We start from the raw sequence: 15,223 nt of genomic DNA on the forward strand, positions 1-15,223 counted from the left end.
CTTCTTCTGGAGGTATGGCCATGTAAGACCGCACAGCGCACTGGGAGGCAAAACTCCCCATGAGGTCTACACTGAGACCAAACCCTGTTCTTCCCGCTCGGGGTTAACGATGTCAGGGGCCGAATCTGTCCAATAAAAGCCATCCACCTCAGTGGTGGGCCTGCACGGAGCTCTACCGTCAGCCTGGAGGAACCATGCGCTCAGCGATCACAGCAGCCGTCGTTCTCCTCGCCTCGCCCGCACTCGCCGATGGGTTTCCCGTTGTGGGCGGCTATGGCTTCGATTGGCTGAAACCGAAAACAACAAGCTGCCACCGGATCACCCAGGCGGAGGCGAACGCATTCAAGGCATGCAGGTATTCCGCCTCCGGCAATGCCTTTGGCCTCCCGTCCTCCTACCACTCCTGCGTGGCGCCCTGGCGAAGCGAGGTCTTGATCTATGCGTCTCAAGCCAAGTGCGCTGCAGCGTTCAACACCATGCAAGCCAATGAACCGTAGTGCTTGATGAACCGTAGTGCCTGATGACATTCGCCCAAGCGATGGCGTCGATTCGCGCAGGTGCGCGGTGCCTCGACAACCCCTGGGTGTGCTGATCCTGCACGGCTTCACCGGTAGCGTCGATAGCGTGCGCCGCCTGGAGGCGCCGATCCAGGCCCTCGGGATTCCCACCCACATGCCGGCGCTCCGCGGCCATGGGGCGCCGTCGCCGGCAGCGCTGAGGGGCGTCACCTGGCACGACTGGGTGGATGACGCGGAGACGGCCCTGCAGGCCCTGCTCATGCAAGCCGAGCGGGCCATCGTCGTGGGGCACAGCATGGGCGGGCTCGTGGCCCTCACCCTGGCCGCCGAGCATCCGCAGGCGGTGGACAGTCTCGTGCTGGCGGCGCCCGCACTGCAACTGGCGTCGCCGCTGGCACCAGGCCGGCCGCTGCACGGCCTGACACCGCTCATCCGTCGCTTGGTGAAGAGCTGGCCGATTCCGCACCTCTATACCAATCGGGCCCTGGCCGAAGGCGATACCAACTATCCCTGGGCTCCCATCGACGCCATCCTCTCGCTGTTCGAGTTCCTGCAGGTCACGCGGCGCCGGCTACCGGAGATCCGGGTGCCCACGCTCATTCTGCAGAGCCACCAGGACAGCGTCGTCGTGCCGGACTGCGCCGAGGCCATCCTCCAGGCCATCGCCACGCCCGAGCCGCAGAAGCGCATCGTCTGGTTTGAGCGGACCCAACACCAACTCTTCCGCGACTGCGAACTGGACGCCACCATCGGGGCCGTGGTCGACTTCGTGCGCGGGCGACTGGATCAAGCGGGCAATCCCTGGGCCACGGCCATCGAAGGGACGCCCCCGGGCCACAGCCCGCTGGACATCACACCTTCGCCAGCGTGACTCGCTCCGGCTGGTGCTGATACTTGCCCTCGCGATCCCGGTAGGTGGTTTCGCAGGGATCTCCCTCGAAGAACAGCAGCTGGCAGATGCCCTCGTTGGCGTAGATGCGGCAGTCGGCCCCGGAGGAATTGCTGAACTCCAGGGTGAGGTGCCCCTCCCAGCTCGCCTCGGCCGGCGTGGTGTTCACGATGATCCCCAGCCTTGCGTAGGTGCTCTTGCCCAGGCAGATCACGGTGATATTGGCGGGCACCCGCATCCGCTCCAGCGCCACCCCCAGGCCATAGGAATGGGCCGGCAGGATGAAGTAGGCGCCGTCCTCGTCCTCATGGAGGGGGGCGGGCTCGAGATTCGCCGGGTTGAACCGCTTCGGATTCATCACCGTGCCAGGCACGTGGCGGAAGATCAGGAACTCCTTGCTCGATAGACGCAGGTCGTAGCCATACGAGGAACAGCCGTAGCTCAGCACCGGCTGGGCGGCGTTCTGCGGATCCAGGTGCCGCACCAGAGTGGACTGGAACGGCTCCAGCATGCCGGCGGCGGCCTGCTCGTTGATCCAGCGGTCGTTCTTGAGCATCAGAAGCCCCGGCGCAGCTGGGTCACCTGGTCTGCCATGGCCAGCAGCGCCGCCGGCATCGCCGGGCCCGTGAGGATCACATCCACGTGGGAGGGGCGCCGCTCCAGAGTAGCCAGCACCTCCTCGGCGTCCAGGTAGCCCAGCTCCACCGCCAGACCCAGCTCATCGAGCACCAGCTGGTCCAGCTGGCCGGCCAGCAGCTGCTCGCGGCTGTAGGTCCACACCTCTTGCACCGCCGCCAGGTCGTCGAGCTCGGCTTCACCCGCCCCCAGTGGCTCCACCAGGCAGCCCACCACCGCGGGCCGCAGCCACTGCAGGCGGCCGCACAGCCACAGGCTGCGCTCCAGGCCCTGATCCACACCGCCCTTGAGGAACTGGCTGATCAGCACGCGGCTGCCCAGGCCGGCGCTGCGCAGGGCCTGGCTGAACACGCCGCTGAAACTGCCGCGGAAGGGGGCCGTGTGGATCTGCAGCAGGCCTTCCTGCTGCGCCACCAGCCGCAGGCTGCGTGCGCCGCTGGAGCGACTGGCGGCGGCGGCGGGGCGGGCGGGGGCAGCACCGCGCCGGGGGGGCTCCTGCCGGGGTTGGTGCTTGATCAGGCTGGCGGTCATGCGCTCGCTCGCTTGCTGCCCGGCAGGCCGTCGTGGAACCTGAATGTAGCGGTGCGAAGCCCGGTGGCAAGCCATAGGCACTACCGGTAGTGCAAACACCCGTACCATCAGGGCACCCCCACGGCGCCGTTGCGATGAGCGAAGTCCCTGCCAGCGCTGGCCCGAGCGCGACCGGCCGCCGCGATGGCCGGGCCGCCGATGCGCTCCGCCCGGTGCGCTTCGACTGGGATCCGATGGGCTTCGCCCTGGCCTCGGTGACGATCCACGCCGGCCGCACGGCGGTGCTCTGCAGCGTCTGCCTGGAGGAGGGCGTGCCCCGGTGGCGAAAGGGTTCGGGCAAGGGCTGGCTCACGGCCGACTACCGGCTGCTGCCCGCCTCCACCCCCAGCCGCCAGCCGCGGGAGCTGATGAAGCTCTCGGGTCGAACCCAGGAGATCCAGCGCCTGATCGCCCGCAGCCTGCGCGCCGCCCTCGACCTGGAGGTCCTGGGCGAACGCACCCTCCAGATCGACTGCGATGTGCTCCAGGCCGACGCCGGCACCCGCACCGCCTCCATCACCGGCGCCTGGGTGGCCCTGGCCCTGGGGCTGCGGCGCCTGGAGGCCCGCGGCCTGCTGCCGGCCTCGCCCCTGCACCAGCAGGTGGCGGCGGTGTCGGTGGGGCTGGTGGAGGGCGCCGCCCTGCTGGACCTCGACTACAGCGAGGACAGCCGCGCCGACGTGGACCTCAACGTGGTGATGGACGACCGCCAACGGCTGCTGGAGATCCAGGGCACCGCCGAGGGGGCCCCCTTCTCCCGCCCGCAGCTCAGCGCCCTGCTGGATCTGGCGGAAGCCGGCCTGGCACAGCTGCAGCAGGCCCAGCGCCTGGCCTTGGCCGAGGCCCCCACTTAGTGTCGATTGCTACAGGGCCGGCCTGGGGCGATCCGTAGGGTCCGAGCCACCTTGCACCGCTGCCATGGTTGGCGCCACGCGCGGATTCAGCCGCTACTCCGCCAGTGGCGCCGCCGGTCCGGCCGGCACCCTGCCACCGCCGGGAGCCGGGGGGAGTCCGGTGGCCCACACCACCCTGCTGGAGGTGATCCGGGGCCTGGCCGGCAGCACCACCGAAACCGTGGAGCGGGGCAAGACGATCTTCTTCCCAGGCGATCCGGCCGAGAAGGTGTACCTGCTGCGCCGCGGCGCCGTGCGCCTCTCGCGGGTGTACGAGTCGGGGGAGGAGATCACCGTGGCGCTGCTGCGCGAGAACAGCCTGTTCGGGGTGCTCTCGCTGCTCACCGGCCAGCGTTCGGATCGCTTCTATCACGCCATCGCCTTCACCCGGGTGGAGATGGTGACGGCGCCGGCCACCTCGGTGCGGCGGGCGATCGAGGCCGACGCCAGCGTGGGGCTGCTGATGCTGCAGGGCCTTTCCTCGCGCATCCTCCAGACCGAGACCATGATCGAAACCCTCACCCATCGCGACATGAGCTCGCGACTGGTGAGCTTCCTCCTGGTGCTCTGCCGAGATTTCGGCGTGCCTGGCAGCGAGGGCATCACGATCGACCTGCGCCTCTCCCACCAGGCCATCGCCGAGGCCATCGGCTCCACCCGCGTCACCATCACGCGCCTGCTGGGGGACCTGCGCAACGCAGGCCTGGTGCAGATCGACCGGAAGAAGATCACCGTCTTCGACCCCCTGGCCCTGGCCAAGCGCTTCAGCTGAGCTGAGGGCCGCGCAGCTGCGGCGCTGGTCGGTCGGAGCGGGCCCAGGGGGCGGGGCACACCGATACTGACCTTTCACGCGCGATCCCGTGTCCGGCTGGCTGCTGATCCTGGCGTTGCTGGTGCTGGGGGGTGCCCTCTCCACCCTCGGCGACCGGCTCGGCACCCGGGTGGGCAAGGCCCGGCTCAGCCTGTTCCAGCTGCGCCCCCGCAAGACCGCCGTGCTGATCACGGTGCTCACCGGCAGCCTGATCAGCGCCCTCTCCCTTGGCCTGATGCTGCTGGTGAGCGAGCGGCTGCGGGTGGGGCTCTTCCAGCTCGACCAGATCGAGCATCGCCTGCGCAAGAGCCGCCAGGCGCTGGGCCGCAGCCAGGAGGAGCTGCAGCGCAGCCAGGCCGAACTGGCCACGAGCCGCCAGGAACTGCGCAGCGCCGAGAGTGGCCGGCGCCAGGCCCAGGTGCGGCTCGGCCAGGCCGAACGCCGGGCCCAGGCCCTGCGCAGTGAGCTGCAGCCCCTGGTCCGCCAGCGGGCCGCCCTGGAGCAGGAGCGCGACCGGCTCAGCAAGGACATCAGCGCCAAGGACGCCGACATCCGCCGCAACCGGGCCGAGCTGGAGAAGGTGACCCAGCGCATCGCCGCCGGAGCCAAGGAGCTCAAGCAGCTGGAGACCAACCTGATCGCCCTGCGCCGCGGCGACGTGGTGATCAGCAGCGGCCAGACCCTGGCCACCGCCAAGATCAACCTGCAGAAGGCCTCCCAGGCCAGGGAGGTGATTGAGGCGCTGCTGCGCCAGGCCAACCTGGCGGCCTACCAGCGGGTGCTGCCGGGTGAGCAGCCCAACCGCCAGATCCTGCTGGTGCCCCGCGGCGACATCGCCAAGCTGGAGGAGATCATCAGCCGGCGCGGCTCCTGGGTGGTGAGCCTGGTGTCGGCGGCGAACGTGCTCAAGGGCGAGCGCCAGGTGCTGGCCTTCCCGGACGTGCGTCCCAATCGCCAGGTGATCCGGCGCGGCGAACAGATGGCCACCACCGTGCTGGAGGGCGAGGAGACCGGCCCCGAAGCCGTGCGCAGCCGCCTCAACCTGCTGCTGGCGGCGGCCTTCACCAAGGCCCAGCGCCAGGGCTCCCTGGCCGATGGCCTCCAGTTCGACGTGGGCAGCTTCAACCGCCTGGGGCTGGAACTCAGCAACCGGCCCGCCGGCCAGCAGGTGCGCCTGGAGGCCGTGGCCGGCCGGGACAGCGACATCGCCGATCCGGTGGTGGTGGAACTGCGCTGGAGCAACGGCCCCGCCGGCAGCAGCGCCGGCCCGATGCCGAGCCGCAGCCGACCATGACCCCTCCGGCCGCACCCAGCCCGCCCGCCGGGCCCTGGGCCGCCCTCGACCCCGGCCGCAGCAAGTGCGGCCTGGTGCTCAGCGATCCCGAGGGGCGCCAGATCGTGGCCGCCGCTGTGCTGCCGCCGGAGGCCTGCTGGCAGCGGCTGCAGGACTGGCGCGGGCGTCCTGGGCCAGAAGGGCCGGAGGCGCTGGGCCGCCCGACCGGCCTGGCTGGTGTCGTGGTGGGCGATGGCACCGGCAGCGGCCCCTGGCGGGAGCGGCTGCGGGAGCTGGGAGTGCCCGTGGTGAGCGAGCCGGAGGCGGGCACCACCCTGGCGGCCCGCCAGCGCTACTGGCAGCTGCATCCTCCGGGGCCGCTGCGGCGCCTGATCCCCCCTGGCCTGCGCCAGCCCCCGCGGGACTGGGATGACGTGGTGGCCCAACTGCTGCTGGAGCGCCATCTGGGCCGCACCCTGAGCCGCCTGCCCGGGGCGCTGGAGCGGGCCTGAAGTGCCGGAGGGCGCAGCGGGTCTAAAACTTGGCCCGTACCGTGAAGGCGTAGTCGCCGCCGGGCTCGAGCTGGTAGTCGGCCCGCAGCAGGAAGCGCAGCAGGGCGTCCTGGATCAGGGCCCGGCCCAGGGACGGCTCCACCTGCAGCTCGCCACGATCGAAGAACCAGCTGAAGGTCCAGTGGAAGCCGCCGGCCACCACCTCCCCTTCCACCAGGCGCCGGCTGAAGCTCTGGTGCAGCACCCGCAGCTGGGCGGTGGTGGAGGGCAGACGACTCACGACACGGGGGTAGCCGCAGCGGGTTTGGCGGCGTCGATCAGCTTCGCGGCAGTCGGGGCCACAAAACCGTTCAGCCGGTTACCGGCCCGCTCCAGGCCAGCACGCTGGATCAGGGCGATTCCGGCCAGCACCTCATCGAGCACCTCCGTGAGGATCGGCTGATCAGCTGGGGCAAAGCGCCCCAGCACATGCCCCACGGTGCGCTGCTTGCGCTCCACCGGATTGAGGGCCGGGGCGCCGATGCCGATGCGCAGGCGCGGGAAGGCCTGGCCACCCAGGTGGCTGATGGTGCTGCGCAGGCCGTTGTGACCGCCGGCCCCGCCCGAGGCCCGCAGCCGCAGCCGGCCCAGGGGCAGGTCCATGTCGTCGACCAGCACCAGCAGGTGCTCGGGCTGGAGGTCAAACCAATCGAGGGCGGCGCGGATCGAGCGACCGCTCTCGTTCATGTAGGTCTGGGGCATCAGTAGCCGCAGCCGGCTGGGGCCGTGGCCCAGCTCCGCCAGCAGGCCGTGCAGCTTGGGCTGCGAACGAAAGCTCGCGCCCTCACGGGCCGCCAGGCGTTCCAGGGCCATGAAGCCCACGTTGTGGCGGGTCCCGGCGTACTTGTCGCCGGGATTGCCCAGACCCACCAGGAGCTGCAGCGGTGCAGGGTCGGTTGCCATGGCCGTCTGGATGCCGCGATCAGGCCGCCGGGCCGTCGGCCGCAGGCTGCACTGGAGATACGGTCACCGCCTCTGCGGCGGTCGCCTCCAGGGCCTCGGCTTCGGCGCGGGCCAGCGAGCCGGTGTCCGCGACGGAAACCTGGGCCCCGGTGACCGGAGCGGCCGCCAGCTGGCCAGCGCTGGCGGGAGCGACGGGGGAGTCAGCCACGGCGGGCTCGGAACTGTTCACCTCGGCCTCCACCGTGTCCACCACCTTGCGGAACTCCTGCTCGAACTCCCGCGAGGCCGACTGGAAGCCCTTCAGGGTGCGGCCCAGGGTGCGACCCAGTTCCGGCAGCCGCTTGGGGCCGAACACCAGAAGGCCTATGGCGGCAATGACCGCCAGCTCCGGCAGTCCGATCCCAAAAAAGTTCATGGGCTCCACTATGGGACAGATACGGGAACGAGCGCTACCCGCCAGGGCAGCGCTCGAAACACGCGGATAACCAGATGTTGATGACAACCCAGGGGCGGCCATCAACCTTGGACTTTTTGATCAAACGGGTTCAGCCGCCGGCAAGCGGCAGCTGAACTCGCGACCGGCCAACCTTGCCGGCTTCAGCGACGTCAGCCGGCGCCGTTCCAGTTGACGGTGATGCCGTCGAGCAGGAGCGACTTGTTGTACAGCTGGAGAATCACCAGCAGGAAAACCAGGAAGAGGGCCATGAACACGCCCATCACAGGGGTGGTGCCCCAGCCCGGCACGACCTTGCCGTACTCGGAGTTCAGGGGGCGGAGCAGGTCTCCCAGTCGGGTGCGTTGGGCCATCGTGGCGCGGTCCTCTCTGGCAGGGGATCGGTCTGGGTACTGTACGGGTGTCGCCGGCCCAGGCGGCGTCCGCTGTCGAGAGTTGTGACGGAAGGCCACCGGGATGCCGGCGCCCGCGTCTGCCCCGACCGCCCAACCGCCAGCACCCGGGCCGCCGCACCGCCCACCTCCCCGACCGCATCCCCGAGCGAGCCCACCGATGGAAACCAGCTCTCCGGCCCTCTCCGTGGCGCTCGCCGTGCTGGTGGTGCTGCTGGGGCTCACCGGCTTCGGCGTCTACACCGCCTTCGGCCCGCCCTCCAAGCAACTCAGCGATCCCTTCGACGACCACGACGACTGAGGGCGGCTGAACCGCAGGGACTGGGCACGGGGCCAGATCCCAGGGCCTGAGCTCCACAACTGAGAACAAGGACTGGGCACAGGAACTGGGCCAACGGACTCAGGATCCCGGTCCCGCCGCGGCGATCCGCCAGAAGCCCAGCTGCCACGGCGCCAGCAGCGCCCGATCGCCCGCCGGGAGCGCGGAGGCGGGCAGGGGCTCACCCAGCCCATCGCAGCGCTCCAGCAGCCGCCAGCCCGGCGGCAGGGCCAACTGGTGGCGGCTGGGTCCCAGGTTCTGGACGCTGAGCTGCAACACCCCCGGCTGGGGATCCGGCCGCAGGGCCAGGAGCTGCAGGTCGGCATGGCCCAGGTCGAGGGGCACACGCGCCGCGCCGAGAGAAGGGCCCTGACTCGGCGCGGCAGGCCGCAGCCAGAGGGGCTCGCGGAAGCGCACGGCCTGGCGGACCACCCCGGCCTGGCGCCAGCCACCCCGGCAGGGCATCAAGGCCAGGCGCAGGCGCTGCCAGCCGTTGTCGGCCGAGGGATCGGGCCAGGTGGGGCCGCGCAGCAGCGACACCCCCAGCCGCTGCGCCGTTCCCGACACCCCCTGGGGGCCATCCAGCAGCACGGCCAGCCCGCCGCCCGCCGCCTGGGACGCCACCCAGCTGATCGCCGGCAGCTCCCAGCGGGTGCGCTCGCGGGCCGTGGCGGGCTCGGCCGGGCGCTCCAGCACCCCGCCGGAGCCATCGGCGGCGATGCGCACGGCCGGCTGGGCCAGGGGCAGCTCCAGCCGCAGCAGCTCGTGGCGCTGGCGCCAGTCGACAGACAGGGTGAGCTCCAGCCAGGGGGATCCCGCCCGCAGCTGCACATCCAGCCGCAGGGCGCTGCGGCCGCACTGGCCGCGCCACACCGCCCGGACGCAGAGGGGGCCCGCCTCCTCCAGCTGCGCTGGGCTGGTCCACTCCAGCGGCAGGGGGTGCTCGCGGAAGTCGGCGGCGATGTCCCAGGCATCCCAGAACTCGCCCTGGTCGCGCCAGCGCCGCCACTCCAGGGGCGCCGCCAGCTGGGGCAGGCCATCGGCTCCCCAGAGCTGCCGCACGCCGGCGGGCCCCAGCTCAACCACCACCAAACTGTTATCCAGCCGCCAGCCCTGGCCATCCGGCAGGGGCGCGATCCGCACGGGCGCGTTGATCTCAGGGCCAGGTTCGGCGGATGCCATCCCGGGCGATCCTGCGGGCGCCCCCCCAGGCAGCAAGCGCTGCAGGGGCAGGGCATCCAGGCCCTGCGGTGCGGGCAGCTGCACCCAGCTGCCCCCCCCCGAGGCCAGCTGGACGGGCAGCTCCTGATGGCCAAGCCACCAGCGACCGCGGGGCAGCCGCAGGCACAGGGGCTCGCGGGGGTGGGGCTGGAACTGCACCAGCCACCAGGGCTGGGTCCCCGCTGCAGCGGGGTTTGGGCGGCTGCCCAGCCAGGCGGCCAGGGCCCGATCCCGCTGCCGGCTGGCCTGGCGCCGGGCCTGGCGCCACTGGGGCTCAGCCTGTTCGAACACCTCCGGAATCGAGGTGCCGGGAAGGATGTCGTGGAACTGCTGGAACAGCAGCGGCCGCCAGTCGACGGGGTCGTCGCCCCCTGCGACATCCGGGCCGTGGGGCTCCGCACCCCTGGCGGCCCCAGTCCGGTCCTCCACCCAGAGCAGCGCCCGGGCCACCTCGGCCTCCCGCAGCAGCCGCTCCAGGCTGCGGTTGTGGCGCTTCTGGTCGGGCCGGCTGGTGGAGCAGCCGCGGTGCAGCTCCAGGTAGAGCTCATCGCGCCACACGGGCAGCTGGGGCTCCAGCGGCTCCAGCGGCTCCAGGTAGCTGCGCAGGCTGCCGTGGCGCTGGGGGCCGGCCAGGGGCTGCTGCTGCCAGAGCTCCAGCTGCTCGAGCATCTCGGCGGTGGGGCCCCCGCCGTGGTCGCCCACCCCCGGCAGCCACAGGGCCTGCTCCACACCGCTGCCACGGCGCCACTGCTGCCGGTAGGACTCCATCGCCACCGGGTCGCCACCGGTGCCGATCGGCGCCGTCATCAGGGCCAGCAGCTCGCTGCCGCAGCGGCTGCGCCAGCGGAACAGCCGGTGCGGGAAGGGGTTGGTGGCGTTCCAGGCCAGTTTGTGGGTGCAGAACCAACGCACCCCGGTGGCCCGGGCCACGGCCGGCAGGCCCGCGCCGAAGCCGAAGCTGTCGGGCAGCCAGCAGAGCTCATGGCGCCACTCCGGGAAACGGGAGCGGCTGTAGTGCTGGCCCTCCTGGAACTGGCGCAACAGCGAGGCGGTGGCAACCAGCACGCAGTCGGTCTCGACCCAGGGCCCGTTGATCGGCTCCCAGCGGCCCTGCTGCATGGCGCGGCGGATCGCGGCGAACAGCGCCGGGCGGTGCTGCTCGATCCAGGCGTAGAGCGCCGGGGTGGAGTGGGCGAAGTGAAGCTGGGGATGGCGCTCCATCAGCGCCAGGGCCGAGGCAAAGGTGCGCTCCGCCGCCCGCCAGGTGTCGGCCACGGGCCAGAGCCAGGCCAGATCGAGGTGGGCGTGGCCCAACACGTGGAAGTCGGGGCCGGGCGCAGGCGGGGGAGCTACTGCTTCTGCGCTCTGGCGCAGCCTGGCCAGGGGACCGGAAGCCAAAGCCCGGGCCAGCTGGGCCGCGGGGGGGGGGTCGGCCGGATCCCAGGGGCCCAGGGCCGCAGCCAGCTCCGCCGGCTGGCGCAGGGCCACCAGCTCGAGGGCCGTGCCCAGGAGCACCCCTTCGGGGTCGGCGGGATCGGTGGGTTCAAGCTCCAGGCGGCTCTCGATCAGGGCCCCGTCGTCGTGGCGGGGGCTGCGCAACTCCAGCTCCAGCTCCAGAGGCCGGCCCTGCCACCAACGGGCCGGCAGCAGCCAGCGACAGGCCGTGTCAAACAGGTCGCCCTCGTGCACCACGGCGCCATCGACCCGCAGCACCACCGCATCCGCCCACCAGGACAGCACCAGCCGGGCCTGCACCCCCGCTCGCGAGCGCCAGGCCTCTGGGCAGCGCAGGGTGAGCCGCAGGCGTCGCCAGCGGCCGCCGCGGGGCCAGATCAGCAGCCCCCGCGCCTGCCAGTCGGGCCGATGGCGGCCCCCCCAGGGATCGGAAAGGGCCGCCTCCCAGCCGCCCGCGGCGCCCGGGGACAGCCAGAGGGGGCGCAGATCCAGGCTGGAGCGTGACTGAAACGTTTCAATCCAGGGGCGAACCACCGCCTCCAGGCCCTCCGGCATCGATCAGCGCCATCTGTGCCCCATAGGATGATGCCGCTGCCGCAGGGTCGCTTCGGGCCCACCTGGCGCCTGTCATTGCCTGTCACCCAGGCTTGTCATCCCTGCCTGTCACCCGCCGGACGGACCATGCTCGCCCTCAAGATCTCGGTTTACTCGGTCGTTTTCTTCTTCATCGGGATCTTCGTGTTCGGCTTCCTGGCCAGCGATCCCAGCCGCACCCCCAGCCGCAAGGACCTGGAGGACTGAGGCGCCCCCGCCGCGAGGCGCGCAACGCAGGCAGTTCTCCGGAGGCCTGAGGAACCGGCCCCAGCACCCCTGCCCTGACCATCCAGACGTGGCAAGATCACTGCCGCTTGCGGTGCCTCAGTGCCCTCCCCTCAACGTGTCAGCCGTGTGATCGCGGCGTTGGGGGTCACGAGCCTGATCGGCCTGGCCCCGGCCAGAGCCTCCGAAGAGTCGACGGACACCGGGCCCAAACCAGCCGCTGGCGACGTGCGCCCAGGGGACGGGAGCACGCTTCAGGCCGCCGCAGAGTCCGGCCAGCCCCAGATCCAGGCCCCGTCCGGAGCTGAAGCCCCGACCCCAACCCCGGATCCAGCCCTGGCTGCGGGATCCGAACCGTCCAGTGCTGGGGCAGCTGCGCCCCCGGCCCCGGCCCCCCGACTGATCCCGGCCACCCCAGCCCAGAAGCCGCCCCTGGAGCTCCAGGTTCGTGCCGATCAGCAGGGCTACGACCTGCTGCAGAACCGCTTTGTCGCCACCGGCTCGGTGCAGGCCCTGCTCTCCGGCGGTCGCCTGCTCGCCGATCGACTCGAGTACGACCCCACCACCCGTACCGTCTATGCCAGCGGCAGTGTCCGCTTCCAACGGGGCAACCAATACCTCCAGGCCAGCCGGCTGCGCTACAACCTGATCCAGTCGTCGGGGGAGCTGGAGGAGGTCTACGGGGTCCTGGACCTCGACACCACCAGCTTCGATCTCAACCCGGAGCAGCCGCCCTCGGCGGCCCTGCTGCCCCTCAGCTACTGGGAGCGGCCCCTGCTTGCGGAGAGAAGCACCTTTGAGGTGGCGCCTGAGCCAGGCACCCCCGCGCAGACGGCGTTGCTGGCCTCGCTCGAGGCCAATCCCCTGGGAGCACCGGCGGCGGAGCCGGGCGCACCCTCCCCCTTCACCTCCGGCGTGGGGAGCGGGCTGGAGCCCGGTGCCATCGGAGCCCTTGACGGGGCCGGTGTGCCCCAGGCCCTCCCCAGCGACCGCTGGCGCATGCCGCCGATCGCGCTCTCGCCGGCGGCCCAGACCATGGCCTGCCCGCCACCCCTGCCGCCGATCCCCAACTGGCACCCCTACCCCTGGGCCGCCACCGTGTGGGCCGGCCAGATGATCGATACCAACTTCGGCGACACCTTCCGCTTCAAGGGCCGGATGCGCCCCGAGTACCTGGTGGGCGTGGGCCTGAACCGCCGGCTGGTTCAGGCCGGCCCCCTGGCCCTGGAGTTCGACACCACCTTCATGGGCCACCGCGCCGCCAGGCAGGCCGGCGGGGAGTTCAACCAGGCCGTGCCCTTTGCCGATACCCCCGCCCAGAGCTTCGGGGAGATCACCGCGGGCTTCGGCGTGCGGGCCTGGCTGCAGCCGTGGCTGAGCGTCGGCTTCGTGGAGGGGGTGAGCCTCAACACGTCCGTGAGCAACTACGAGAAAACCTTCCGGGAGAAGTACACCCAGTTCCTCAACTACCTCGGCTTCGAGGTCGAGGCGCTGGTGGCTCCCGAGTGGTCGCTGGTGGGGCGCATCCACCACCGCTCAGGGGCCTACGGCACCTACAGCGGCGTCAGTGAAGGCAGCAACGCCTACCTGCTGGGCCTGCGCTACCGCTTCGGCAGCGCACCCGACCCGCGGCCCAAGGTGGCCATGGCGCCGCCGCTGGGCTGCCCGGATCCGGGCCGGCCGCTGCGCCAGCGGGTGAAGCCGCTGGAGGAGCGGCTCAATGCCGTGGCCATGGGCAAGCCGGGCCAGGGCAGCGGTGAAGCCAGCAGCCAGAAGGGCACGGCGCCCGGCTCGCCCTCCGGCAGCACGGGAGCCGCAGGCGCAGCCTCAGGCACCGCCAAGCTCAGCCCGCGTCAGCAGGAGGCCCTGCGCCGCCAGGCCATCGTCGCCACGGTGGACCAGCGCGTCAGCAACCTGCAGTTCCAGCAGAGCTTCTCGGCCGAGCGCCGCCGCGTCACCGGCTCCAACAGGGATTTCGATCAGCCCGCCGAGGTCAACGTCTACGGCGCCGTACGGCCAGCGCAGCTCCAGACCCTCAAGACCAGCAGCAACAAGAAGCTGGTGACCGGCACCATCAGCCGCTGGCGCTTCCAGGCCAACACGATCACGATCACGCCGGACGGCTGGACCACGGACCGCGCTGCCCTCACCAATGACCCCTACACCCCGGCCCAGGCCTGGGTGGATGCCGAGGGGGTCGTGGCCCGCATCGAGCCGAACGGCGACACGGTGGTGGAGGCCAAGCGCAACCAGTTGATCCTGGAGGATCGGCTGCCGATTCCTCTGCAGCGCAACCAACGCTTCCAGAAGGAGCGGCAGGTGGAAAACCGCTGGGTGCTCGGCAGCGACGGCGAGGACCGGGACGGCTTCTACCTCGGCTACGACCTCAAACCCATCAAGCTCGGGGAGAAGGGCACCCTCGCGCTGCAGCCCCAGTTCATGGTGCGGCGCGCTTTGGATGGCACCACCGACAGCTATCCCCTTCCCGGAGAGTCGGTGGGATCCGCATCCAGCTCCCAGCCCGCCCGCATCGGCGATCTCTTCGGCCTGCTGGCCAAGCTTGATGCCACCGTGCTGGGGCTGGATGCCTCCGCCACCCTCGACATCTCCACCTTCGATCCCAGCAACTTCGCCAACGGCATGCGCAGCTGGGGCGAACTGAAGCGCCCCCTGCGTCTGCCCCTGGTGGGGAATACCACCGCCCGTATCTTCGGCGCCTACCGCTTCCGCAGCTGGAACGGCACCCTCGGCGAGCAGGACGTCTACTCCGCCTACGGGGTGTCGTTGGAGCAGCAGGGTGACCTACCTAACTGGGGACGACTGAGCAGCAACTACTACTGGCGGGCCGGCGTGGGCAACTTCCAGGGGGATGAGTTCCAGACCACGAATCTGGCCAGCCTCTGGCGCGGCAGTATCTACGGCTCCCTCAACGCCTCCCTGCCGCTCTGGACCGGTAAGCCGCTGCCGCCCGGCCCCGAGGCGGCGAACCGCTATTCGGCGGTGCCGGTGGTTCCGGGGCTGAGGCTCAACATCAACACCACGGCAACCCTTGCCTACTACGGCGACGGCACCAACCAGAACACCCTGAGCCTCTCGGGCGGCCCCACCCTCACCCTTGGCCATTTCAGCAAGCCGTTCCTGGATTACACCCAGTTCACGATCACCGGCGGCGGCACCCTGCGCCAGGGGGTCAGCCCCCTCAGCTTCGATCGGGCCGTGGACCTCGGCACGCTGGGGATCGGCCTCACCCAGCAGCTGGTGGGGCCGCTGGTGTTCAGCGGCGGCATCGGCCTGAACGTGGATCCGAACTCGCCCGACTACGGCAAGAGCACGGGCTCCTACGTGGAACTGCGCTGGCAGCGACGGGCCTACGAGCTGAGCGTGTACTACAGCCCCTACGAACAGCTGGGCGGCGTGCGGGTCAAGCTGAACGACTTCAACTTCAACGGCACCGGCGTGCCCTTCGTGCCCTATGACCCGGGGGCCGTGGACGCGATGATGCGCCGGCGCGGCTTCTAG

At 71.0% G+C, this 15,223-nt stretch carries 16 protein-coding genes; 9 read left to right on the plus strand and 7 right to left on the minus strand.

Annotated elements, in window-relative coordinates:
* The first annotated feature begins 194 nt into the window (after positions 1 to 194).
* Positions 195 to 497: a hypothetical protein gene (locus tag CJZ98_RS18235; protein WP_157910909.1), complete on the plus strand. Its 303-nt coding sequence runs from the start codon at positions 195 to 197 to the stop codon at positions 495 to 497.
* Positions 498 to 585: 88 nt separating this feature from the next.
* On the plus strand, positions 586 to 1,389 hold the full coding sequence (locus CJZ98_RS07175; RefSeq protein ID WP_198537561.1) for an alpha/beta hydrolase: 804 nt from the start codon (positions 586 to 588) through the stop codon (positions 1,387 to 1,389).
* Here CJZ98_RS07175 and dcd read toward each other — a convergent pair.
* Together dcd and CJZ98_RS07185 are read right to left on the minus strand one after the other, a co-directional pair.
* The gene (gene dcd / locus CJZ98_RS07180) at positions 1,370 to 1,963 is read right to left on the minus strand and encodes a dCTP deaminase (protein ID WP_094589863.1); all 594 of its coding nucleotides are present in this window, start codon (positions 1,961 to 1,963) and stop codon (positions 1,370 to 1,372) included. The two genes, CJZ98_RS07175 and dcd, sit on opposite strands and share 20 nt — an antisense overlap.
* Positions 1,963 to 2,574, minus strand: a complete 612-nt coding sequence (locus CJZ98_RS07185; protein ID WP_094589865.1) for a cob(I)yrinic acid a,c-diamide adenosyltransferase — start codon at positions 2,572 to 2,574, stop codon at positions 1,963 to 1,965. Before CJZ98_RS07185 ends, dcd begins: the two co-directional genes overlap by 1 nt.
* 134 nt (positions 2,575 to 2,708) lie before the next feature.
* On the opposite strand from CJZ98_RS07185, the gene rph reads away from it, so the two are divergent.
* From rph to CJZ98_RS07205, 4 genes are all read left to right on the plus strand, one after another.
* Complete coding sequence (gene rph / locus CJZ98_RS07190; RefSeq protein ID WP_094589867.1) at positions 2,709 to 3,467, plus strand: ribonuclease PH; 759 nt, start codon at positions 2,709 to 2,711, stop codon at positions 3,465 to 3,467.
* Positions 3,468 to 3,531: 64 nt separating this feature from the next.
* Positions 3,532 to 4,278, plus strand: a complete 747-nt coding sequence (ntcA, locus tag CJZ98_RS07195; RefSeq protein WP_094589869.1) for a global nitrogen regulator NtcA — start codon at positions 3,532 to 3,534, stop codon at positions 4,276 to 4,278.
* An 88-nt stretch (positions 4,279 to 4,366) separates the two neighbouring features.
* Positions 4,367 to 5,611 carry a DUF3084 domain-containing protein gene (locus CJZ98_RS07200; RefSeq protein ID WP_094589871.1) on the plus strand — a complete coding sequence of 415 codons (1,245 nt, stop codon included), beginning with the start codon at positions 4,367 to 4,369 and terminating at the stop codon, positions 5,609 to 5,611.
* The gene (locus CJZ98_RS07205; RefSeq protein ID WP_094589873.1) at positions 5,608 to 6,102 is read left to right on the plus strand and encodes a RuvC family protein; all 495 of its coding nucleotides are present in this window, start codon (positions 5,608 to 5,610) and stop codon (positions 6,100 to 6,102) included. Before CJZ98_RS07200 ends, CJZ98_RS07205 begins: the two co-directional genes overlap by 4 nt.
* 22 nt (positions 6,103 to 6,124) lie before the next feature.
* Here the strand turns inward: CJZ98_RS07205 and CJZ98_RS07210 are convergent, their stop codons facing one another.
* The 4 genes from CJZ98_RS07210 to psbH all read right to left on the minus strand — a co-directional run bounded on the left by CJZ98_RS07210 (position 6,125) and on the right by psbH (position 7,851).
* Positions 6,125 to 6,382 (minus strand): DUF3146 family protein, encoded by a 258-nt coding sequence (locus tag CJZ98_RS07210; protein WP_094589875.1) that lies wholly within the window; start codon positions 6,380 to 6,382, stop codon positions 6,125 to 6,127.
* Entirely contained in the window at positions 6,379 to 7,044 is a 666-nt protein-coding gene (gene pth / locus CJZ98_RS07215; RefSeq protein ID WP_094589877.1) for an aminoacyl-tRNA hydrolase, read from the minus strand. The genes CJZ98_RS07210 and pth overlap by 4 nt, the downstream gene beginning before the upstream one ends.
* A 19-nt stretch (positions 7,045 to 7,063) precedes the next feature.
* Complete coding sequence (locus CJZ98_RS19045; RefSeq protein ID WP_232756297.1) at positions 7,064 to 7,459, minus strand: TatA/E family twin arginine-targeting protein translocase; 396 nt, start codon at positions 7,457 to 7,459, stop codon at positions 7,064 to 7,066.
* Positions 7,460 to 7,650: 191 nt separating this feature from the next.
* Complete coding sequence (gene psbH, locus CJZ98_RS07225; RefSeq protein ID WP_094589879.1) at positions 7,651 to 7,851, minus strand: photosystem II reaction center phosphoprotein PsbH; 201 nt, start codon at positions 7,849 to 7,851, stop codon at positions 7,651 to 7,653.
* Between the two features lie 199 nt (positions 7,852 to 8,050).
* On the opposite strand from psbH, the gene psbN reads away from it, so the two are divergent.
* Positions 8,051 to 8,191 carry a photosystem II reaction center protein PsbN gene (gene psbN / locus CJZ98_RS07230; protein WP_094589881.1) on the plus strand — a complete coding sequence of 47 codons (141 nt, stop codon included), beginning with the start codon at positions 8,051 to 8,053 and terminating at the stop codon, positions 8,189 to 8,191.
* Positions 8,192 to 8,290: 99 nt separating this feature from the next.
* Here psbN and CJZ98_RS07235 read toward each other — a convergent pair whose 3' ends face one another.
* Positions 8,291 to 11,440 carry an alpha-mannosidase gene (locus CJZ98_RS07235; protein WP_094589883.1) on the minus strand — a complete coding sequence of 1,050 codons (3,150 nt, stop codon included), beginning with the start codon at positions 11,438 to 11,440 and terminating at the stop codon, positions 8,291 to 8,293.
* Positions 11,441 to 11,566: 126 nt separating this feature from the next.
* On the opposite strand from CJZ98_RS07235, the gene CJZ98_RS07240 reads away from it, so the two are divergent.
* Both CJZ98_RS07240 and CJZ98_RS07245 read left to right on the plus strand, forming a co-directional pair.
* Complete coding sequence (locus CJZ98_RS07240; protein WP_006172424.1) at positions 11,567 to 11,686, plus strand: photosystem II reaction center protein I; 120 nt, start codon at positions 11,567 to 11,569, stop codon at positions 11,684 to 11,686.
* Positions 11,687 to 11,932: 246 nt separating this feature from the next.
* The gene (locus tag CJZ98_RS07245; protein WP_232756299.1) at positions 11,933 to 15,223 is read left to right on the plus strand and encodes a DUF3769 domain-containing protein; all 3,291 of its coding nucleotides are present in this window, start codon (positions 11,933 to 11,935) and stop codon (positions 15,221 to 15,223) included.

Origin of the sequence: Vulcanococcus limneticus LL (genome assembly GCF_002252705.1) — a bacterium.
In the GTDB taxonomy this organism is placed as follows: Bacteria; Cyanobacteriota; Cyanobacteriia; order PCC-6307; family Cyanobiaceae; genus Vulcanococcus; species Vulcanococcus limneticus.